A 21,760-nucleotide genomic window follows, 5' to 3' on the forward strand; every position below is an offset into this window, starting at 1 on the left:
GGGTAGGGTCCCGGCAAATTTTACAGGGGATAATCGTCATGAAAGACATCCTTTCCGAGTTGGAAAACCGCCGCAACGACGCACGACTGGGCGGCGGGCAGAGGCGGATTGATGCCCAGCATGCGCGCGGAAAACTGACGGCGCGAGAGCGGATCGAGTTGCTGCTGGATGAGGGCAGCTTTGAAGAATTCGACATGTTTGTCAGTCATCGATGCACCGAATTCGGAATGGAAAAACAAAAACCTGCAGGTGATGGCGTTGTCACCGGCTGGGGCACCATCAACGGACGCATGGTCTATGTGTTCAGCCAGGACTTTACGGTCTTTGGTGGGTCGCTGTCCGAGACGCATGCCCAGAAAATCTGCAAGATCATGGATATGGCGGTGCAAAACGGAGCACCAATTGTCGGAATCAACGATTCGGGCGGTGCGCGAATCCAAGAAGGCGTGGCTTCGCTGGCCGGGTATGCCGAAGTGTTTCAGCGCAACATCACGGCCTCGGGGGTGGTTCCGCAGATCAGCGTGATCATGGGCCCATGCGCCGGCGGTGCGGTTTACAGCCCCGCGATGACTGACTTCATTTTTATGGTCAAAGACTCGTCTTACATGTTCGTGACGGGCCCCGACGTGGTCAAAACGGTTACCAACGAGGTTGTAACGGCTGAAGAACTGGGTGGCGCCTCGACCCACACCAAGAAGTCCTCGGTCGCCGACGCCGCGTTCGAAAACGATGTGGAAGCATTGGCAGAAGTGCGCCGTCTGGTGGATTTCCTACCGCTCAACAACCGCGAAAAACCTCCGGTGCGCCCGTTCTTTGATGACCCTCACCGGATCGAGGATTCGCTGGACACTCTGGTTCCGGACAATCCGAACACGCCCTACGACATGAAGGAACTCATCACCAAAATAGCCGATGAAGGCGATTTCTACGAAATTCAGGAAGATTTCGCCAAGAACATCATCACCGGCTTTATCCGGCTGGAAGGTCAGACCGTAGGTGTGGTGGCGAACCAGCCGATGGTTTTGGCGGGATGTCTGGATATCGACAGTTCGCGCAAGGCGGCGCGGTTCGTGCGGTTCTGCGACTGTTTCGAAATTCCGATCCTGACGCTTGTCGATGTGCCGGGCTTTCTGCCGGGCACACAGCAGGAATATAGCGGCGTGATCAAGCACGGCGCAAAGCTGCTTTATGCATATGGCGAGGCGACCGTGCCCAAGGTCACGGTGATCACGCGCAAGGCGTATGGCGGTGCCTATGTGGTTATGGCGTCCAAACACCTGCGCGGCGATTTCAACTATGCTTGGCCGACAGCCGAAATCGCGGTGATGGGTGCCAAGGGTGCAACCGAGATCATTCACCGGGCAGATCTGCATGATGCGGAAAAGACCGCACAGCATGTCGCCGATTATGAAGATCGGTTTGCAAACCCCTTTGTCGCCGCCGAACGCGGGTTCGTCGACGAGGTCATCATGCCGCATTCGACCCGCCGGCGCGTGTCCAGGGCCTTTGCCAGTTTGCGCGGCAAACAGCTTAAGAACCCATGGAAAAAGCACGACAATATTCCGCTTTGACCCATTCGGGGCGGCGTTGTCCGCCCCGGTTGTTGGCACCGGCAGTCCGATTCTGAGCAGGAAATGCTCAAAATTGCGGCGGAATTGACAAAAAGCGACAAATAGTTGAATGATCCGACCCGTCAGACATAGAACCGCGCAGGCCAAAAGCACTGCGCGCGCGATCCCGGAAGGAGGAGCCTGCCTTCGGTGGGTCCGGGATCGTGCCATATGTCTGGTATTGTGCGCGCTCGGCGCTCCTGTTTTTGCCCAGACAGACAGTTTGTTGCCGGTACCGTCCGGTCAGCCCGTGCATCTGAGCGATGTCCTGCTGGACAACAACCCCGGTGAGCTTTGGGTGCGCTTTCGATTTGTCGCCCCGAAGATCGGAGCATCAGTGGGACGGATCGGCTATGATGTGGCGTCCAGGGATATGGAGCATCTGTGCCAGGTTCTTGCCGTTCCTTATGTGGCTCTGCACGAATTGCAGCCATCCAGAGTTGTCATTTCCCTGTCTGATCGCCCGGTGGAATTCGGCGACACCGCTCCGGACGCGACACAGTATTTTGAAGCCTACCGGCTGGAGCAGTCCCGGTGTATCTGGGAAGGGCTTTGACCATGAACTCACGCTGTCATGACGTCAAAGCTTCTCAGACCAACGGTGCGGCTTTGGAGGTGCGCAACATGATCCCATCCAAGTTCGGGTTCGAACTATTTTTGACTGCAAAACAAAGCTGTGGAGTGTCGCCATGCTGAAACATCGCGGGTTTCCAGGGCGTCTTTCAGGCACCGATTTTCAGTTCACTATTCGCCGCGCCAATCCCAAGGGTGTGACGCCGCTGACGCGGCGGGAACGGTTCCGGGATCGCAAACCGGCGGACAAACGTGCCGATGCCGCCTTCATGGAGGCCCTTTGGGCGCATTTCGGCGATCAGCCGTTCGAGAGGGGCAACCTGGATGCCGGACGTCTCAGCTGGCTTTTTGGGCGCGAAGTCATCCCGGCGGAAGATCCTTTTGATCCGGCCAGCTATGACGCGATGCTGGTGATCGATGTGGACGCCGCCCGTGCGTCCTTTCCCGACGTAATCGACGGGACAGGCTGATCGTGATCCAGGCCGCCGCATATCAGCCCTTCAAGACCGGTTTCGGGATGACCCTGCCCGAAACCGGGCAGGATCCGTGTGCGGCGTCAGAAGTTCAACTGAGCGGCCAGCTGAACGCGGCTTCCGTCAAAGGTTCTGCCGGTCGGCGCGTCGTTCCGTTCGCCATAGATGTACTCGGCGCTGAGTGTCAGATCCTCGGTTGCCTTGTAAAATGCGTTGACGTGGATCGTTTCCAGTTCGGTAAACGACAGGGTTCCGGTCGAGGTCGGCAGGTCATAGTCTTCTTTGCCGTATGCAATGCCAACATTCCATTTCGGGCTCAGATCCTGCCGGAATTCGATGGTGTATCCATCCACGTCATTGGCCTGGCCGTTCACGATGGGATCACCAAGGCCGATCAGGTACGGGCCGAGTGCCTCGCCGTTCACATAGTTGACCTGGAACAGACCGCCCTGCCATGGGCGAACCGAGCCGGATATCGTGAACCCGGTCTGATCAACTTCGACATTGCCGGATTCCGCCTTGCCATAAAGGCCGGACACACGTGCGACATAAGTCCCGTCATTGTATTCGGCGGATGCGGTCAAAACCGGATCGTCCGAGTTCGAACCGCCGACATTCTCTTCGATCGAAACGGCGAAGGACGTGTTCGTTCCGAAAGAGTTGGTATAGCGAACCTGCGGAACCCGTGCGAAAGGGATACCAACGGGGCCGTTGAATTCCACCGAGGTCGGGTAGGTGTCCAGCGGCATGAAGTTGGTCCAGGTCTGTCCGATCAGCCAGTTGTCACCGATGGTGATATTGGCGTGGCGTATACGCAATTCGGCCGTTCCGCCGGAACCGAACAGATCCAGTTCCAATTGTCCGCCGATATCGCCGATACCGCTTGGGGTGGTGGTGCGCAGACCGATCCGCGATTGGCGGACGGTGGCACCAAATGTACCATCGGTCGCGGCCGACGGTTCCCCGATGACATTCACGAACGCCGTGTCGCCCTGGTCGAACTCGAAATCGTAGAAGAAGTCGGCCTTTACATAGCCATAAACGTCCAGAACGGTGTTACCGATGCGGAAGTCACCGTTGGCAGGGCTGGCACTGGCGGATTCCAGCGCCTCGACCCGGGCGCGCAAGGCGTCAAGTTCGGCTTGGGTTTGGGCATCCTGAGCAAAGGCAAGCGTGCTGGTCACACAAAGCGCAGAGGCAGCAAGCAGGAGTGCCTTTTTTCTAGTCTTCGTCATGTGGGTGTTCCTTTGAGTGCGAGTGTGCACAAGGACCGTTTCACGAGGTGCAAACCTTGGGAAATCACGAGAATGGGAAGTGAAGGCTTTGATTTTTCAAGTAAATGTGTGTTTTTTACTGCGCTGAAACACGACGTCTTGAGCCGCTTGGATAACGCATTGGCGCAAGGCGGTTCTGTATGTCCAACGCTGACCGAGAGTCGTGATGCTGCAACCGCGAAACGCGCGGGAAGCGGCTTGATCTGTCACGAAACTGTGACGGTAAAGCGGCCTCAAACGCCCGAGCAGTATCGAACCGGAATAGGCGCGAAGTTGCGCGGCTTTTCCGGGTGTGGGCAGATTCCAGCCGAAATCCCGATTGGAAACAATACTGTGTTTGCCGGCAATATTGTGCTGTGCAAACTGGATGAGCCGTGCGGCTCTACTTTGCCTGCGCCGCACATGCACCTACTATTCCGTACCCCTTCCTTGCGCGGGCAGGCTTGTGTTCCCCACATAGTCCTGTCCGCGTTTTTCTTCTTGCCTGTCACGGACAAAAAGAGGCAAAATCCCGCACAAAAATCGCCGGCGCGTCCGTTGATATTGAATAACAGGGTGTGTTTCGCGCATCTGACCCGAAAAGGACCAAGAAACCAAAAAGGGCAGATACTATGCGATTCTCACGCTTCATCCTTGTTGCGACGACCTGCGCGGGTCTGGCCGCCTGCGGAGACACCACGGGCGAACAGGCAATCCTCGGCGGCGGTGCCGGGGCAGTGGGGGCGGCCGTCCTCAACGCGGACCCGTTGTTTGGCGCAGCAGTCGGCGCGGCGGGCAACGTGCTGTACTGCAAGACACAGAACACCTGTAACTAACGCATATTTTGCGGGGCGCATGTCGTCCCGCCCGTCATCGCGCATCACGCCGTCGTGGGGATTGTTCCCTGCGGCGGCGTTTTGCGTTTCCAGAACACCAAGCCAAAGGACGTTCCATGTTCAATAAGATCCTGATCGCCAACCGGGGCGAGATCGCCTGCCGGGTTATCAAGACCGCCCGCAAGATGGGTATCGGCACCGTCGCCATTTTCTCGGACGCGGACAAGAACGCGCTGCATGTGTCGATGGCGGACGAAGCCATCCATATCGGCCCGCCACCTGCAAACCAGTCCTATATCGTTATCGACAAGGTGATGGACGCCATCCGCCAGAGCGGCGCGCAGGCGGTCCATCCCGGTTATGGTTTCCTGTCCGAAAACGCCAAGTTTGCCGAGGCGCTGGAAGCCGAAGGTGTGGTTTTCGTCGGTCCTCCGAAAGGCGCGATCGAGGCGATGGGCGACAAGATCACCTCGAAGAAAATCGCGCAGGACGCGAATGTGTCGACGGTTCCCGGATATATGGGGCTGATCGAAGACGCGGAAGAGGCGGTCAAAATCTCGAACGAGATCGGCTATCCTGTCATGATCAAGGCCAGCGCCGGCGGCGGCGGCAAGGGCATGCGGATCGCGTGGAATGACGACGAGGCGCGCGAGGGCTTTCAGTCGTCAAAGAACGAAGCCGCAAGCTCGTTCGGGGATGATCGGATCTTCATCGAGAAATTCGTGACCCAACCGCGCCACATCGAAATTCAGGTTCTGTGCGACAGTCATGGAAACGGCATCTACCTTGGCGAGCGCGAATGCTCGATCCAGCGCCGGAACCAGAAAGTCGTGGAAGAGGCGCCGTCGCCGTTTCTGGACGAAGCGACGCGCAAAGCCATGGGGGAACAGGCGGTGGCCCTGGCCAAGGCCGTGGGCTATTCCAGCGCGGGAACGGTAGAGTTCATCGTTGACGGTGAAAAGAACTTCTATTTCCTGGAAATGAACACGCGTTTGCAGGTTGAACACCCTGTCACCGAACTGATCACCGGCGTTGATCTGGTCGAACAGATGATCCGCGTAGCAGCGGGTGAAAAGCTGTCGATCACGCAGGACGACGTGACACTGACCGGATGGGCGATCGAAAACCGCCTGTACGCCGAGGATCCGTATCGCGGCTTCCTGCCCTCGATTGGCCGTCTGACCCGGTATCGCCCGCCGCAGGAGACGGCAGCCGGACCGATGCTGGCCAACGGCAAATGGCAGGGGGATGCGCCCGAAGGCGATGTTGCTGTTCGAAATGACACCGGCGTCTATGAGGGCGGTGAGATCAGCATGTATTACGACCCGATGATTGCCAAACTGTGTACCTGGGCTCCGACCCGTGATCAGGCGATCGAGGCGATGCGCGTGGCGCTGGACAGTTTCGAGGTTGAAGGCATTGGCCACAACCTGCCGTTCCTGTCCGCCGTGATGGATCATCCGAAATTCATCAGCGGCGATATGACCACGGCCTTCATCGCCGAGGAATACCCCGACGGGTTCGAGGGCGTCGAACTGGCCGAGGCAGACCTGCGCCGGATTGCAGCGTCCTGTGCAGCCATGCATCGCGTCGCAGAAATTCGCCGGACCCGCGTGTCGGGCCGGATGGATAATCACGAACGCAAGGTCGGCACCGATTGGGTTGTTTCCTTCGGGCGCGAGATCCAGTGGCCCGTCAAGGTTAACGCGGATCAGGACGGGGCCACGATTAGGTTTGACGACGGTCAGGAAATGCGGGTGACGGGTGATTGGACACCGGGTGATCAACTTGCCGTCATGACGGTCGATGAAGCGCCGCTGGTCATGAAGGTGGGCAAGATCTCGGGCGGGTTCCGCATCCGTAACCGCGGCGCGGATCTAAAGGTGCAGATACGTACCCCGCGTCAGGCCGAACTGGCGCGGCTGATGCCTGAAAAACTGCCGCCGGACACTTCGAAAATGCTGCTGTGCCCGATGCCCGGCCTGGTCGTGAAGATCGACGTGGAAGTGGGGCAGGAGGTGCAGGAAGGTCAAGCGCTGTGCACCATCGAGGCGATGAAGATGGAAAACATCCTGCGCGCCGAGAAGAAGGGCATCGTTGCCAAGATCAATGCAGGCCCCGGCGACAGCCTCGCCGTGGACGAAGTGATCATCGAGTTCGAGTGATCATGACCGCGCTTTTGCCATACCCGTCAAAGCCTCCGGCATTCTGTGCCGGGGCCTTTCGGGGTGGCGAAAGCGGTCAGCCGCCTTCGCGCCGATCGCGTATTTCGCGTTCGCGCAGGGGGGTCTTGTCGATGGACCGGCCAATCTCGCGCACGCTCCACGGAGAAGGTTTGCGCAGTTTGACCACGCCGTCCTTGTCGACGAATACCATCTGGAACCCGCGCGGGCGCAGCTGTGACCGGATCGGAGACCGCGCCGATGGGTCGGTGTCGGTCAGAACCACCACGTCACGCTCACGCATTGCGGCTTCGCCCTCGACCAGCATGTCGATCTGTTGCTGGAACCGCGGGTCCGCCGGCGTGTCGGCAAAGACTACGATAGGTCGGTTGACCCAAAGAAACTCGCTGAGTTCGCTGTCACCCACCGGGCGGACAAAACTGTCATCCGTCGTCGCCGTGCCATCCGCCGCCCAGACAGACATCGGGATTAGTGCCAAGAAAACAAAGGCAAGCGTGCGTGTCATGTGGCCTCCTGTTCCTTCGAATATAGCCTCTGTGACACCGATTGCGACCGACGATTTGTACCAAACACTCAAAATGTCGCGCTTGCGGCTGAATGAAACGGCCAAGCGCAAGACCTCAATGCGGAAGCTTTCGACTGCCGCCATCCGAATTGACAAGAGGAAACCGAAATGACCGACACCAAGGATTGGAAAGCGCTGGCCGAGAAAGAGCTGCGCGGGCGTCCGCTGGACGATCTGACCAAAGAGACGCTGGAAGGCATTGCGGTCAAACCGCTCTATACGCAGGAAGACACCGCTGGTTTGCCGCATATGGGTTCGCTGCCGGGCTTTGGTCCGTTTACACGCGGTGTGAAAGCCACGATGTATGCCGGCCGTCCGTGGACGATCCGTCAATATGCGGGCTTTTCGACCGCCGAAGAATCCAACGCCTTCTATCGCCGCAACCTGGCGGCGGGCCAGCAGGGTGTGTCGGTTGCCTTCGATCTGGCCACCCACCGCGGCTATGACAGCGACCACCCGCGTGTCGTCGGTGACGTGGGCAAGGCCGGTGTGGCCATCGACAGTGTCGAGGACATGAAAATCCTGTTCGACGGCATTCCGTTGGATCAGGTCTCGGTCTCGATGACCATGAACGGCGCGGTGATCCCGATTCTGGCGAACTTCATCGTGGCAGGAGAGGAACAGGGGCACGACAAATCGGTTCTGTCCGGTACCATTCAGAACGACATTCTGAAGGAATTCATGGTGCGCAACACCTATATCTACCCGCCCGAGCCCTCGATGCGGATCATCTCGGACATCATCGAGTATACCTCGAACGAGATGCCCAAGTTCAACTCGATCTCGATCTCGGGCTATCACATGCAAGAGGCCGGCGCGAATCTGGTGCAGGAGCTGGCCTATACCCTGGCCGACGGGCGCGAATATGTCCGTGCAGCAACACAGGCCGGGATGGACGTGGACAAGTTCGCAGGCCGGCTGTCGTTCTTCTTTGCCATCGGCATGAACTTTTTCATGGAGATCGCCAAACTGCGCGCCGCGCGCACGCTGTGGCACCGGGTGATGACCGAGTTCGGCGCGAAATCCGAACGGTCAAAAATGCTGCGCACCCACTGCCAGACGTCAGGTGTTTCGTTGCAGGAACAGGATCCTTACAACAACGTCATCCGCACCGCCTATGAGGCGATGAGCGCGGTTCTGGGCGGGACTCAATCGTTGCACACCAACGCATTGGACGAGGCGATTGCGCTGCCCACCGACTTTTCGGCGCGTATCGCCCGGAACACGCAGCTGGTGTTGCAGGAAGAGACCGGCGTGACCGATGTGGTCGACCCGCTGGCGGGGTCTTATTACGTCGAAAGCCTGACCAATGAGCTGATCGAGAAAGCCTGGGCCCTGATGGAAGAGGTCGAGGAAATGGGCGGCATGACCAAGGCCGTGGCCAGTGGTATGCCCAAGCTGCGCATCGAGGAAAGCGCCGCGCGCCGCCAGGCCATGATCGACCGTGGCGAAGAGGTGATCGTCGGGGTCAACAAATATCGCAAGGAACAGGAAGATCCGATCGACATTCTGGACGTCGACAACGTGGCGGTTCGCGAAGCGCAGGTCGCGCGTTTGGAACGTATCCGTGCGACCCGTGACGAAGCCGCTTGCCAACAGGCGCTGGACGCTTTGACCAAGGCTGCCCAAGAGGGCGGAAACCTGCTGGCCGCCGCCGTCGAGGCCGCCCGTGCCCGCGCATCCGTAGGAGAGATCAGCATGGCAATGGAAAAGGAATTCGGCCGCCACCGCGCCGAAGTGAAAACCCTGGCCGGCGTTTATGGCGCGGCCTATGAGGGCGACGAAGGCTTTGCCGCGATCCAGAAATCCATCGAGGAGTTTGCCGAGGCCGAAGGCCGCCGCCCGCGTCTGCTGGTGGTCAAGATGGGGCAGGACGGCCATGACCGTGGGGCCAAGGTGATTGCCACCGCGTTCGCCGATATCGGGTTTGACGTGGACGTTGGCCCCTTGTTCCAGACCCCGGCCGAGGCCGCGCAGGACGCAGTGGACAATGACGTGCATGTGGTCGGCATTTCCTCGCAGGCGGCAGGGCACAAGACACTGGCTCCGCAACTGGTGGAAGAGCTGAAAAAGGCCGGGGCCGAGGACATCATCGTGATCTGCGGAGGGGTGATCCCACAACAGGATTACCAGTTCCTTTATGATCATGGGGTCAAGGCAATCTTTGGCCCGGGCACCAACATTCCCGAGGCCGCTCAGGACATCCTGCGCCTGATCAGCGAAGCGCGCGGCTGAAGAAGGTCGGGTTTTTCGTCGGATCATCTTGTGATCGTGCCTCTTTGGCGAAAACATACGGCCAGATCCGCAAGGGTCTGGCCATTAACTTGCAGGAGGTGGCACATGTTACTGGATCATCTGGCCGTCGCGGGCGAAACGCTTGAAGAAGCGTCTGCGCATATCGAACAGGCGCTTGGCGTTGCGCTGCAACCCGGTGGGATACACGAAAAATTCGGGACACATAACAGGCTGCTGGGTCTTAGGGATGGGCTCTATCTGGAAGCGATTTCCATCGATCCGCAGGCGCACCCTCTGGGCAGGCCGCGATGGTTCGATCTGGACAGTTTTCAGGGCGGCCCGCGTTTGACGAACTGGATATGCCGGGTCGAGGATATCGAGGCCACACTGTCGATCTTCCCCGATGGCACCGGAGAGCCGATCGACCTGACCCGGGGCGCGCTGCGGTGGCGCATGGCGGTGCCACCAACCGGGCGCTTGCCGTTCGACAACCTGTTTCCCGCCCTTATCGAATGGCAGGGCGATCTTCACCCGGCCGACATGCTGCAAAACAGCGGCTGTCGGCTGCGGCGTTTGGTTGTGTACCACCCGGATGCGTTGACGCTGGCCAGACATCTTGGTGCATTGGATCAGGTGGTGTTCGACACCGGCCCGGCCGCGCTCAGGGCGGAGTTCGAGACGCCTCATGGGGTCCGGGTGCTGGAATGATCATTCGCCCGGCCATGGCGGCGGATGCGCCCGAAATCGCCAGGATCACCAATGCGATCATTCGTGAGTCCTTGATCACCTTCACGACCTATGAGCGCAGCACAACGCAAATCACCGAGGATATTACGGAGCGGGGCACTGGATTTCTGGTCGCCGAACATGATGGGCAAGTTGTTGGTTTTGCCACCTATGCCCCGTTTCGCGCGGGCCCCGGATACGCGCAAACGCGCGAACATTCGATCCAGTTGTCACCGGACGCGCGCGGAAAAGGCGTTGGGCGTGCTTTGATGCAGGCGCTTGAGGCGGCCGCAAGAACCGACGGGGTGCATGTGCTGGTCGCAGGCATTTCCTCGGCCAATTCGGGCGCCGTGGCGTTTCACGCGGCGCTGGGCTTTTCACAGGTTGGTCGCATGCCCGAAGTTGGGTTCAAATGGGGTCAATGGCTGGATCTTGTGCTGATGCAGAAAATTCTTTCACCTGAATGATCTGTCGCACCTGACAGTCCCGAATTGTGACGCTAGTGTACGCCCATGTCGATCTGGACCCGCATATCCGATGCGCTCAGCGCGTTGGCCCAAGGCGAAAGCCTGGCCGCAGTTTTTGAAAAGCTGCGAACACCTCCGGAACGATCGGTGGCGTTCACGATTGCGGTGATTGCCCTGGGCGCAAAAATGGCCAAGGCAGACGGTCAGGTGACACGAGATGAAGTCACTGCCTTCCGCGATGTGTTCCAGATCGCGCGCGAAGACGAAGAAGATGCTGCGCGGGTCTTCAACATGGCGCGCACGGATGTGGCTGGGTATCAGGACTATGCCCGCAAGATCGCCCGGATGTTCGCCGAAGACAGCACCACGCTTTGCGACCTGATGGAGGGGCTGTTTCACATCGCCATGGCCGATGGGTTCTACCACCCCAATGAGAACGCGTTCTTGGAGGAAGTGAGCAAGATTTTCGGGCAGTCCGACGCTCAATTCAAAGCATTGCGGGCACGGTTCGTGCCGGATGCGCCAAAGGATCCTTACACGGTTCTGGGTGTGCCGCAGGACATGCCTTTGCCCGATATCCGCAAAGTCTGGCGAAGGCTGGTCCGCGAAACGCACCCGGACGCCATGATGGCGCGCGGTGTTCCGGAAGAGGCGATCAGACTAGCCGAGAAAAAGATGATCGACATCAACCGCGCCTGGGATGAGATCAACGGCGCGCGGGCCTGACAGGATGCGGCTGGCGACCTACAATATCGAATGGTTTGCCAATCTTTTTGATCAAAACGACCATCTGATTGTCGATGACACCTGGTCCGGTCGGCATAATGTCACCAAGGCGCAACAGGTCGAGGCGATCGCAAAAGTGCTGACCGCGATTGACGCGGATGCGGTATTGATTGTCGAGGCTCCGAACACCGGCAAACGCCAGAATACGGTGCGGGCCCTGCAAACCTTTGCCGAGGCGTTCGATCTGCGCATCTCTGACGCTGTGATGGGGTTTGCCAACGACACCCATCAAGAGCTGGCGCTGCTCTACGACAGGACCATTCTTACCGTGCGTCATGATCCCAAGGGTGACATCGACGACCCGTTGGCCCCCCGGTTCGATGGTGCGTTCAGAATCGATCTGGATATTGATGCGACCGAGGATGTGGTGCGGTTTTCCAAACCACCGATGGAATTGGCGGTGACGACGCAATCGGGCCACGACGTCCGGCTGATCGGAGCTCATTTGAAATCCAAAGCTCCGCATGGGGCCGGGTCGCGGGACGAGGCGATCCGGATCTCGATTGCCAACCGCCGCAAACAACTGGCGCAGGCGGTCTGGCTTGCCAGGCGGGTCGAGATGCACGTTGCCAGCCAGGAACCCGTCATTCTGCTGGGAGACCTGAACGACGGTCCCGGGCTGGATGAGTTCGAGCATCTGTTCGGCCGCTCTTCGGTCGAGATTTTGCTGGAGGCAGGGTTGTTCGACCCGCACGCGGTGACGGCTCATGGTTTTCGGCCGGGATCGATACCCTCCACGGCGCGCTTTGCCCGCCCGGAAGAAGGCAGGTTTCTCGAGGCTCTTCTGGATTACATAATGATTACACAGGATCTGCGTGCATACCGCCCGGCCTGGCGCATTTGGCATCCGTTTCGCGACGCGGCCTGTTGGTCCGCACCGGACCTGCGACAGGCGCTGCTGACGGCGTCGGATCACTTCCCAGTCACACTGGACATCGACCTGTGACCTTTCACGCCTGCGGCTGGGGCGCTATATACTAGGTATGAAACACGTTTTGCTGATCAGCATAATCACTGCCGGCATCGCCGCGCCCGCCCTTTCGCAGGAAGACAACAGCAAATCCCTGATGGAGCAGGGGGCCGAGCTGTTTTTCGAAGGTCTGCGCAAGGAGATGGAACCGGCGCTGGATGATCTGCTGGGCCTTGCGGATGAGTTTGGCCCGGCAATGCAGTCGTTCTTGCGGGAAATGGGCCCCGCACTGGCCGAGCTGGGAGCCGAGATCAAGGATTGGAGCGCTTATGAAGCGCCCGAGATCTTGCCCAATGGCGATATCATCATCCGAAGGAAACAGGCCGAGGATCCGCCAGAGCCTGAAAATGAAAGTGAAGAATTGCCCGAAGGGGCAACTGATATCTGATCGGATCGATGGTCAGCCCTTGATGATCACGCGCGTATCGGATTTCAGGGCGTTCGCCAGTGAATTCAGGCGCGCTTCGGCAACTTCGCTGAACAGGGGGGCTGCTGCTTCGGGCAGGTATAGCTCCAACTCCCGCTTTTTGGGATAGAATTTCAGGCGCCCCATATTGGCGTCCTTGTGCATCCACAGCATCGCGCCAAAGCGCATGGCCTTGCCCAGAATTTCGGCCTGTTTCTGGCTTTTCTCATCCAGCAATTCGTAAAGCCGAGAGAACCGGTTGCCTTCCCGTTTGTTGCGATAGCGGTGTTGCAGTGCCAATCCGATGAAAACACGCTCGGAGTGCTTCAGGCCCCCCAGATTGGCGCGCGTGACGTTGTCGAAACACACCTCGGCCCGATAATCGGGATGTGCGCGCCAGCTTACATCGTGCAGCAGGCAGGCCGCCTTGATCAGGCGCACCCTGCTGGGCGGTGCGGATCTGAACAGCGGGATGACAAAATCATAGAGATTGCTGCCAAATCCGGGCAGGCGCGCGTCCTTGGCTTCCGAGAACCGGCTGGCTTCGATCAGCGGGTCGCGGTCGCGCACTTCCTGCGGCATCTGCTCATACAGCAACCCCTCGCGGATACCATAGCTCGAGATGGCGATATCTTTGGGTTTGAACGTGCGGATCAGCCGCGCCAGAACATCCATCGCATAAGGGATAAGCGCCATGCGCGAACTGGACACGCCGGCCTGAGTACGCAGCTTTTCATGATCGTGTTTCTCGATGTATTTGATTGTCTCGCGCACCTGCTTGGTGGTCATGCGGTATTCATGCAGAACGTTCAGCGGATAGCCTCGCCGCAGCATGTCCAGCCGCGCAAAGGCACGCCAGCTGCCGCCGACCAAAAACAAACGATCCCGCTGCTGGCCCATCTGATTGCGCAGATCCTCCATCGTTTCCTTGATATGCGCTTTTCGCGCGCGCCGCCCGCCTTTGATGTCACGCAGTTTCAGCGGCCCAAGCGGCGAGGTCACGCGGCGGCCGACCTGACCACCGCCGATTTCGGCCAATTCCATCGACGATCCGCCAATGTCGCAGATCAGCCCATAAGCTCCGGGCCATCCCAACAGGACACCCTGTGCCGACAGGCGGGCTTCTTCGTCACCGTCAATGATGGCCACTTGCAATCCTGTTTCAGCCTGCACCTGATCGCAGAACTCGGGCCCATCCGAGGCTTCGCGCACAGCAGCGGTGGCGACAACATGCAAACCGGGCAAATCCAGATCCATTGCCAGGTGCTGGAAGCGCCGCAATGCCGCCAGGGCACGTTTGCGGCCTCGCGGGTTCAGCCGTCCGGTTTCGGACAGGCCCGCCCCCAGTTCGCACATGACCTTTTCATTGTAGAAATAAGCCGGTGATCGGGCCGCCCCGTCGAAAATGACCATCCGGACCGAGTTCGACCCGACATCGACAACCCCGACGCGCGACAGCGCCCGTGCGTCCGGTTTGTCAAACAGAGGCTTTCCGATTGTTCCCCAATCCGGGATATCGGTTTCGACGGTCTGATCCATGTGCCTTCCAGATTGTTCTGTTTGAGGATGCGAAATTGACGTCAGCGGGTCAATCATTGGTCTCGATCTCGTCCGGGCTCATGTTCAGAACCCGCACGGCCAGGGAACGGGTGATTTCGCGCTTTTCCATAAGGGCCAATTGATCCAGCTGCGCCACTACGTCGGCCGCAGTTTCAAATCGACGATCCATGTGTTTGACCAGATAAGCGATTACCTCGGGGCCGGGGTTCAGCTGCCGATCTACGAACAGTTTGGCCAGAACCGCACCCAGCAACGCGTCGTCGGGCGGATCCAGCGCCACGTGATGGGCGCCTTCGACCCGGCTTTGCAGATCGGCCAGTGGCAATTCCCAGAACTTCGGGGCCAGCCGACCCGTCATCAGCAGGGCGTTCCCTTCGGCCAGAACCAGATTGTGCAGGTGAAACAGCGTTTTCTGCTGGTCGGCATCGTCGGCGATCATGGGCACGTCTTCGACGGCAATCGGCCTGCGTGCCAGATCCGGCACGTCGTCATACCGCAAATCGGCGGCCTGAATGATGCGCCCGCCGGTTTCCGCGGCCCAGACATGTGCCAGATGGGTTTTACCCGCGCCAGCCGGACCGGTCAGAACAAGCTTGTTTCCCGGCCAGGATGTGGCCGAGATCATCGCCACGGCCAAGGCATTGGCAGGCGACACAAAAAAGTCCTCTCGCCCGAGCGCAGTTTTGGCGGGCAGATCAAAGCTAAGTTGTCGGGCCATTTACTCGGTTTCCTGATCCTGACGTTCAAGACCGGTATAAAGTCGGCTGTCCAAGTACAGCGATGTGGCAAATCGGGCCAGCACGCCCAATGCTGCGGCCACGGGCACGGCGATCAGCATGCCGACAAAGCCGAACAAGGCCCCAAAGACCGACAGCGCCAGCAGCAGCCAGACCGGGTGCAGCCCGACAGAGCTGCCTACCAGTTTGGGTGTCAGGAAATTCCCCTCGGTGACCTGTCCGATGGCAAAGATCCCCGCGATCAGTCCGACATGTGCCCAATCACCCCAAAACTGAAACAGCGCCAGCCCGATGGCCAATGAGCCTCCGATTAGGGCACCCAGATAGGGGATGAACGTGACCAGCCCCGCGATGAACCCCACGATCAGGCCGAATTGCAGACCGGCAAGCATCAGCGCGACGGCATAGTAGGTACCTAGGATCAGGCAGACCGTTCCCATCCCGCGCACGAAAGAGGCCAGCACGGCGTCAATCTCACCGGCCAGCCGCCTGATGGTGGGGGCATGATCACGCGGCAGGAGCTCTCCGATGCGAGCGACCATGCGATCCCAGTCCAGCAGCAGGTAAACGGCCACAACGGGCACGATCACCAGAAGGACAACAATGTTTATCGCAGACCCAAGTGAGGCAAGAACCGTTTGCAGAACATCACCAGTCTTGGATTTCAGCATGTCGCCGAAGGACACCAGCATCTGATGAGTGTTTGATTCCCGATCCAGCAGCGACGGGAATTGTTTTTCAATGAACCCGCGCAATTGCTTGAACAGGTCTGGCAGAACGTCGATCAGATCCAGCAACTGGGTAATTAGGGCGGGCACGACCATCAGGATCGCCATAATAAACCCCAAAATCCCGATGACGGTGATGACGGCTGTGGCTGCGATGCGCGACAGGCCCAACCGCTCCAGCCGATCCGCAACGGGATCAAGGAAATACGCAATTGCTCCGCCTATGACGAAGGGCAGCAGGACATCCCCCAAAGCCCAGAGGATCAAAACAAAAACCGCCGCGGCGACGCCCCAGTATCTCAGCTGATCCTTTACCGGCAAAGCCATCGTGATCCCCTTGTTCAGGCACTTGCAGGCGTTCTTGGCGCATCAAAGCCCATGATGCAAGCGCTTCATGGGCAGGGGCTTTGCCCGCTTCAATCGTGCAACGTCCCCAGTTCAGGGGTGTCTTCTTCTGCGGCTTCATCGGGCCAGTTGGTGCGCCAGATTTCTGCCGACCAGTGGCCGCAATGAACCGCCGGACGGTCGAAACCGGGCAGGGCGGGCAACAATGGTTCAACAATGACGTCATGGCGGGGTACGGCGAAATAAGGGAAAGAATACCGTTCCTTGCCCGACCGGTTGACCACCCGATGTGGCGTGGATTTCAATCGCCCGCCTGACCAAAGTTCCAGCATGTCGCCGATATTCACCACGAAACCACCGAGTGGGCAGTCTGGTGAAATCCACTTGCCGCTGCGGGTCTGCACCTCGAGCCCCCCCACCGGATCGGGCGCGATGATGGTCAGTGCGTCCGTATCCTTGTGCGGATGGATGCCATAGCCCGCTTCTTCCGCGGCCTGCGGGGGATAGTGCAGCAATGTCATATTGGTCATCGGGTTGCGGAACGCGTCGCGCAAAATGCCAGAGGTCAAGTTCAGGCCGGATTCCAACGCGCCCAACAACACATCAGTGACCTGATCCAATTGACGCCAATAGTCCAGGATGACCTCTTTGGCGTGGGGGACTTCGGCGGGCCACAGGTTTGGGCCGTACAGGGCACATTCAGAGCGCACAGGGTCGGTGGCGGCAACCTCGTGGTGCAGCTTGTAACCCTCGTATTTGTCGGCCTTGCCGGATCCGTCATTCGGTGTGAATAAACCCATCGGGATATAACCGCGATAATTCTTGCGCGTGATGGCCTGATCCCATTTGCGGGATTCATTGATGGCAAAGATCTCTCTTGTGGTTTGACGGACGTGATTCACTGTCCGCTGGGACACACCTGTCCCGGTGATGGACAGAAACCCGATTCCTGTGCAGGCCTCAATTATGCCTTGTACCGTTGCGGCAAAGGCTGCGCTGCCGGGATCGGACAGCGGCGAGATGTCTATGGTCGGAATTCTGTCCATCAGTGAATCCTGACCCCCTGACGTTGCAGTTCCGCGTGAATAGGTGCCAGATTCAGCTGGTCCAGCTCCTGATTGCTTTTCAATGATACCGCTGCGGCGATTCCCGCGCCCTGGCCCATGACGGCGCAGCAGGCCATGTTGCGCGTGGCGGCATGGGCCACCCGGTCCGCGCCATGCGACCGCCCGGCGACCAGCAGGCCCTTGACGCCCCTGGGCAGCATCGAGCGGTAGGGGACCTGCATGTACCGCCCCGTGGTCGGCAGGATCAGAATGCCATAGCCGTCGATGAATTCGGGATAGATGCCGATCGTGTCCTCGAACCGGCCCTGATGGCGGGCGTCGTTTTCGGTCATGTTGTAGACCGCATCGATCTTGCGGGTGTCGCGGATACCGATGGTCATCCCGAAATTCCGAAGCCGCGCGTTTTCGCATCCCGGCATGAACCGGCGCAGCGCCTCGATGGCCAGCATGGTCTGACGGCGGCCTTCGATCTCGCCACGTGTCAGGCTGTCGGGGTCGGTCCCATCAATCTCGGCCAGATGGATGAGGTTCATGTAGGTCAGCTCGCCCGTGTCATGCATCGCGCCCCAGGTGCCGGCAATGGTATTCAGATGCGGCGGGATCAGCCCCTGATCGATGGCCTGCTGGAAGGGCTTGTGCACGAAGGGCGAGAACATGTCGTCCTCTTTGCCGCTGGTTTCGATGTTCCACTCACCACCGCCGCCCCAGTCCTTGTAGGTCTGCGGGTCGGCCTTGACGCCCTCGATAAAGGCGCGCTTGTCCACCCCGGCCAGATGGAACATGACAGACGCCGCCATCATGTCCTCCCGAGCGGTTTTGTGCGTCGGGGCCCCCGCCCGATGGGCCACATCGGCGTCACCGGTGGCATCGATTACCACCTTGGCCAGTATCGCCTCGCGCCCGGCCTTGGATTCGGTGATGATGCCAGTGATCCGGTCCCCTTCCATGATGGGGGCGACGAATTGCCGGTGCAGCATCGGGTGAACACCCGCCTCTTCGACCAACTTGTCCGCCACCAGCTTGAACCCTTCGCTGTCCAGTTCATAACTGAGCGACTGGCTTTCGGGCACCGCCGCGCCCATTTCTTTGGCGCGGGTTTCGAACTCCATCCCGATGCCGCCGGCCTCGACGGTTTGCTCGTGCCGGTACCAGGCGAATCCTTCGACGCCGACGGTAGTGATGTTGCCGCCCATACAGCCGAACCGGTCAACCAGCGACACGTCTGCGCCTGCACGGGCCGCTGCCAGCGCTGCTGCCAACCCGGCCGGGCCAGAGCCCACGACCAGAATATCGGTCTGGTGGATGACAGGTATCTGCCGGGCGGGTTCCTGAATTGTCTGCAACAGTGCCTCCTGGGGTTGGTGTTCCCGTCACAATTGAAATTCCCAATTGGCGGGTCAATCAAAAACCCGACTGACCTTGGGTCGCAAACGCGCCATTGCCGGGCGTCGCATTCACAGCCCGCCAGCGCAGAGAGCCGACGTACCGGGCCGAAACGTGCTATACTGACGCCCTGCCTTGGGGGACGAAGCAATGCCCGACATCTATCAGAGCCTGGATCAACAGGGGGAAGACACGGTTCGCGTCGTTGCGGACCGTCTGGAATTTCGCGGCGAAATGCCGGATTTCATAAAAATGCGCGAACGCTATTTCGACCGGCTCGACTGGGCCTCGTGCCGCCGCATCGTCGATCTGGGCTGTGGCACGGGCGTCGTGACGCGGGCGCTGGCCGACCGGGTCGGCCCGGAGTGCAAGATTGTCGGGTCGGATCTGGCGGCGGAACTGATCAAGGTCGCAATGGAAAAGACGGACGCTGCGGGGTTGGCGGGGCGCATACGGTACGAGGTTGCGGATTCCCGGAACACCGGTGACGGCGAAGGTAGCTTTGATATCGTCATCGCGCATACGGTGATCAGCCATGTGGTGGACCCGGCGGCGATGCTGGAGGAAGCCGCGCGACTGACGCGGCCCGGCGGCACGATCGCCGTTTTCGATGGCGACTATGCGTCGTTGACGATCGGCGCTGGCGACCCTGACGCCAACGCGATGGCGGTGAACGCGATCTTGCAGACGGTGGTCGGCAATCCGTTCGTTCTGCGGCATCTTCCGTTCCTGGCCCGGCAGACGGGGCTGGAAGTTTCCGGTTTCATCCCGGAATTGCTGGCCGAGGCTGGCCAGACCTCGTTTTTCGGAAACATGATCGACGCCTATGTCGGCCCCTGCATTCAGGCAGGCGCAATCGACGCCGAGACCGCCTTGAAATGGGCCGAAGGTCAGAAAACAGCCGCGCGGGAAGGCACGTTCTTTGGTTCGTGCAACTATTACACTTATTTGCTGCGCAAGCCTGAATGATGCGGCGCCTTGCCTAGCCTTTGTGGATCGCGTAGAGCATTCGGGCTTTCGCTAGACAAATAGGATCGTTCATGCGCCTCAGCCGTTACTTTCTGCCCGTTCTCAAGGAAAACCCGTCCGAGGCCCAGATCGTTAGCCACCGGCTGATGCTGCGTGCTGGGATGATCAAGCAGGCTTCTGCGGGGATTTATTCCTGGCTGCCGCTGGGCTTCAAAGTGCTGCGCAAGCTGGAAAACATCGTCCACGAGGAACAGGCCCGGGCTGGTCACATCGCGATCCAGATGCCCATCATCCAATCGGCGGATCTGTGGCGCGAATCCGGCCGCTATGACGATTACGGGCAGGAAATGCTGCGCATGAAGGACCGGCATGACCGGGACATGCTGTTCACGCCCACGGCCGAAGAACTGGTGACCGATATTTTCCGCGGTCACGTGAACAGCTACAAAGACCTTCCGCTGACCCTCTATCAGATCCAGTGGAAGTTCCGCGACGAAATCCGCCCGCGTTTCGGTGTGATGCGAGGGCGCGAGTTCTATATGAAGGACGGCTACAACTTCGACCTCACCAAGGAAGATGCGCTGCACGCCTATAACCGCCATCTTGTCAGCTATCTGCGCACCTACGAGCGTATGGGCCTTCAGGCGATCCCGATGCGCGCGGATTCGGGGCCCATCGGCGGCGATGACACCCATGAGTTCCTGGTGTTGGCTGACACTGGTGAATCCGAGGTCTTCTATGACAGCGCCGTCACCGATCTGACCTTTGGTGATCGTGAGATTGACTATGACAGCCGCGAACAGTGTCAGGCGATCCTGGAAGAGTTCACCTCGAAATACGCGCGCACGGATGAAACGCATGACGAGGCGCTGTTCAATCAGATCCCCGAAGAACGCCGCCGCGTGGCGCGTGGTATCGAAGTTGGGCAGATCTTCTATTTCGGCACGAAGTATTCCGAGCCGCTGGGCGCCACCGTGCAGGGCCCGGATGGAAAACCGGTTCCGGTGCATATGGGCAGCCACGGGATCGGCGTCAGCCGTCTGGTCGGTGCGATCATCGAGGCCAGCCATGACGACAAAGGCATCATCTGGCCCGAGGGCGTGACCCCGTTCCATTGCGGCATCGTGAACCTGAAACAGGGCGATGAAGAAGCGGATGCGGCCTGTGACAAAATCTACAATGCTCTGACTGCCTTGGGGCTGGAGCCGCTTTATGATGACCGCAATGAACGGGCAGGGGGCAAGTTTGCGACCATGGATCTGATTGGTCTGCCCTGGCGGATCACGGTCGGGCCGCGTGGCCTGAAGAATGGTGTCGTTGAACTGACTTGCCGCCGGACCGGTGAAAGCGAGGAACTGAGCCCCGAGGCGGCCGTTACCAAAGTTGCTGAAATCTACCAGCAGATTGCCTGAGCACCGTCACCGGTGACGGGTCTTGCTGTCACGCAACACAGATACATTTCGCGGAGGTGGCCATGCGATTGGCTTGGCCACCAAATGTGAACTGACCAATTTGATTGGTTCAGACGTCAGTCTTGGTCTGCCGTCGGGCGCGTTGCAAGGATGTCGCCGTTGGCGCCATCGCCGCGTGCGACCACGATCGGACGGCCCAGCCGGTTTACCAGGTCGCGAAACTCAAGACCCAGAAATCGCAACCCGCAAACCCGCGCGTCCGTAGTGCGATCCGTGATACACAGACGTCCTTGCCGGAAAACCAGACGGTACCCTTTGTCTTTCAGGATATCAGTCAAGTTGCCCCAGCTTGCCGCGCTGGCAAAGATCGGCCGAATGGCCGCACGCAGCAGCGCCGCTGTTTCACAATCCAGTTCTTTTGATGCTTGGCGAGACGGAATAACCCCCGCACCGTTGGTTGAAATTTGAAAATTCAT

21 protein-coding genes are annotated in these 21,760 nt (G+C 59.4%); 13 read left to right on the top strand and 8 right to left on the bottom strand.

Annotation, left to right across the window (positions count from 1 at the left end):
* Positions 1-38: 38 nt before the first annotated feature.
* The 3 genes from GS611_RS00575 (at position 39) to GS611_RS00585 (ending at position 2,653) form a co-directional block, all read left to right on the top strand.
* Positions 39-1,571 (top strand): acyl-CoA carboxylase subunit beta, encoded by a 1,533-nt coding sequence (locus tag GS611_RS00575; RefSeq protein WP_171630880.1) that lies wholly within the window; start codon positions 39-41, stop codon positions 1,569-1,571.
* Between the two features lie 109 nt (positions 1,572-1,680).
* Complete coding sequence (locus tag GS611_RS00580; RefSeq protein ID WP_171630883.1) at positions 1,681-2,166, top strand: DUF6497 family protein; 486 nt, start codon at positions 1,681-1,683, stop codon at positions 2,164-2,166.
* Positions 2,167-2,299: 133 nt separating this feature from the next.
* A complete protein-coding gene (locus GS611_RS00585; protein ID WP_152458722.1) occupies positions 2,300-2,653 on the top strand; it encodes a hypothetical protein in 354 nt (117 codons plus the stop codon).
* Positions 2,654-2,739: 86 nt separating this feature from the next.
* On the opposite strand, the gene GS611_RS00590 is transcribed toward GS611_RS00585, so the two are convergent.
* Positions 2,740-3,891 (bottom strand): DcaP family trimeric outer membrane transporter, encoded by a 1,152-nt coding sequence (locus GS611_RS00590; protein WP_171630886.1) that lies wholly within the window; start codon positions 3,889-3,891, stop codon positions 2,740-2,742.
* A 650-nt stretch (positions 3,892-4,541) separates the two neighbouring features.
* On the opposite strand from GS611_RS00590, the gene GS611_RS00595 reads away from it, so the two are divergent.
* Both GS611_RS00595 and GS611_RS00600 read left to right on the top strand, forming a co-directional pair.
* A complete protein-coding gene (locus GS611_RS00595) occupies positions 4,542-4,745 on the top strand; it encodes a hypothetical protein (RefSeq protein ID WP_152458720.1) in 204 nt (67 codons plus the stop codon).
* Between the two features lie 116 nt (positions 4,746-4,861).
* Positions 4,862-6,910: an acetyl/propionyl/methylcrotonyl-CoA carboxylase subunit alpha gene (locus tag GS611_RS00600; RefSeq protein ID WP_171630888.1), complete on the top strand. Its 2,049-nt coding sequence runs from the start codon at positions 4,862-4,864 to the stop codon at positions 6,908-6,910.
* 76 nt (positions 6,911-6,986) lie between these two features.
* Here GS611_RS00600 and GS611_RS00605 read toward each other — a convergent pair whose 3' ends face one another.
* Positions 6,987-7,433 carry a DUF4174 domain-containing protein gene (locus GS611_RS00605; protein ID WP_171362466.1) on the bottom strand — a complete coding sequence of 149 codons (447 nt, stop codon included), beginning with the start codon at positions 7,431-7,433 and terminating at the stop codon, positions 6,987-6,989.
* 168 nt (positions 7,434-7,601) lie between these two features.
* Between GS611_RS00605 and scpA the strand changes: the two genes are divergently transcribed.
* From scpA to GS611_RS00635, 6 genes are all read left to right on the top strand, one after another.
* Positions 7,602-9,728, top strand: a complete 2,127-nt coding sequence (scpA, locus tag GS611_RS00610; protein WP_171630890.1) for a methylmalonyl-CoA mutase — start codon at positions 7,602-7,604, stop codon at positions 9,726-9,728.
* A 105-nt stretch (positions 9,729-9,833) separates the two neighbouring features.
* Positions 9,834-10,436 carry a VOC family protein gene (locus GS611_RS00615; RefSeq protein ID WP_171630892.1) on the top strand — a complete coding sequence of 201 codons (603 nt, stop codon included), beginning with the start codon at positions 9,834-9,836 and terminating at the stop codon, positions 10,434-10,436.
* Complete coding sequence (locus GS611_RS00620) at positions 10,433-10,921, top strand: GNAT family N-acetyltransferase (RefSeq protein WP_171630894.1); 489 nt, start codon at positions 10,433-10,435, stop codon at positions 10,919-10,921. Before GS611_RS00615 ends, GS611_RS00620 begins: the two co-directional genes overlap by 4 nt.
* A 45-nt stretch (positions 10,922-10,966) precedes the next feature.
* Positions 10,967-11,647, top strand: a complete 681-nt coding sequence (locus GS611_RS00625; RefSeq protein ID WP_171114829.1) for a molecular chaperone DjiA — start codon at positions 10,967-10,969, stop codon at positions 11,645-11,647.
* A 4-nt stretch (positions 11,648-11,651) separates the two neighbouring features.
* Positions 11,652-12,653 carry an endonuclease/exonuclease/phosphatase family protein gene (locus GS611_RS00630; protein ID WP_171630896.1) on the top strand — a complete coding sequence of 334 codons (1,002 nt, stop codon included), beginning with the start codon at positions 11,652-11,654 and terminating at the stop codon, positions 12,651-12,653.
* A 49-nt stretch (positions 12,654-12,702) separates the two neighbouring features.
* Complete coding sequence (locus GS611_RS00635) at positions 12,703-13,065, top strand: hypothetical protein (protein WP_371732205.1); 363 nt, start codon at positions 12,703-12,705, stop codon at positions 13,063-13,065.
* A gap of 12 nt (positions 13,066-13,077) precedes the next feature.
* Here the strand turns inward: GS611_RS00635 and GS611_RS00640 are convergent, their stop codons facing one another.
* The 5 genes from GS611_RS00640 to GS611_RS00660 all read right to left on the bottom strand — a co-directional run bounded on the left by GS611_RS00640 (position 13,078) and on the right by GS611_RS00660 (position 18,863).
* Positions 13,078-14,622, bottom strand: coding sequence for a Ppx/GppA family phosphatase (locus tag GS611_RS00640; RefSeq protein ID WP_171630901.1), 1,545 nt, complete (start codon positions 14,620-14,622; stop codon positions 13,078-13,080).
* 49 nt (positions 14,623-14,671) lie between these two features.
* Complete coding sequence (locus GS611_RS00645) at positions 14,672-15,361, bottom strand: DnaA ATPase domain-containing protein (protein ID WP_171630903.1); 690 nt, start codon at positions 15,359-15,361, stop codon at positions 14,672-14,674.
* The gene (locus GS611_RS00650; RefSeq protein WP_171630905.1) at positions 15,362-16,435 is read right to left on the bottom strand and encodes an AI-2E family transporter; all 1,074 of its coding nucleotides are present in this window, start codon (positions 16,433-16,435) and stop codon (positions 15,362-15,364) included.
* A gap of 89 nt (positions 16,436-16,524) precedes the next feature.
* The gene (locus GS611_RS00655) at positions 16,525-17,499 is read right to left on the bottom strand and encodes an isopenicillin N synthase family oxygenase (RefSeq protein WP_171630907.1); all 975 of its coding nucleotides are present in this window, start codon (positions 17,497-17,499) and stop codon (positions 16,525-16,527) included.
* Positions 17,499-18,863: an FAD-dependent oxidoreductase gene (locus GS611_RS00660; protein ID WP_371732206.1), complete on the bottom strand. Its 1,365-nt coding sequence runs from the start codon at positions 18,861-18,863 to the stop codon at positions 17,499-17,501. Before GS611_RS00660 ends, GS611_RS00655 begins: the two co-directional genes overlap by 1 nt.
* Before the next feature lie 190 nt (positions 18,864-19,053).
* On the opposite strand from GS611_RS00660, the gene GS611_RS00665 reads away from it, so the two are divergent.
* Both GS611_RS00665 and proS read left to right on the top strand, forming a co-directional pair.
* A complete protein-coding gene (locus GS611_RS00665; protein ID WP_171630909.1) occupies positions 19,054-19,872 on the top strand; it encodes a methyltransferase domain-containing protein in 819 nt (272 codons plus the stop codon).
* Positions 19,873-19,943: 71 nt separating this feature from the next.
* Positions 19,944-21,284, top strand: a complete 1,341-nt coding sequence (gene proS / locus GS611_RS00670; RefSeq protein ID WP_152458706.1) for a proline--tRNA ligase — start codon at positions 19,944-19,946, stop codon at positions 21,282-21,284.
* 116 nt (positions 21,285-21,400) lie between these two features.
* On the opposite strand, the gene GS611_RS00675 is transcribed toward proS, so the two are convergent.
* Entirely contained in the window at positions 21,401-21,760 is a 360-nt protein-coding gene (locus tag GS611_RS00675; RefSeq protein ID WP_152458705.1) for a hypothetical protein, read from the bottom strand.

The organism is Ruegeria sp. HKCCD6119 (genome assembly GCF_013110585.1).
Lineage (GTDB): Bacteria > Pseudomonadota > Alphaproteobacteria > Rhodobacterales > Rhodobacteraceae > Ruegeria.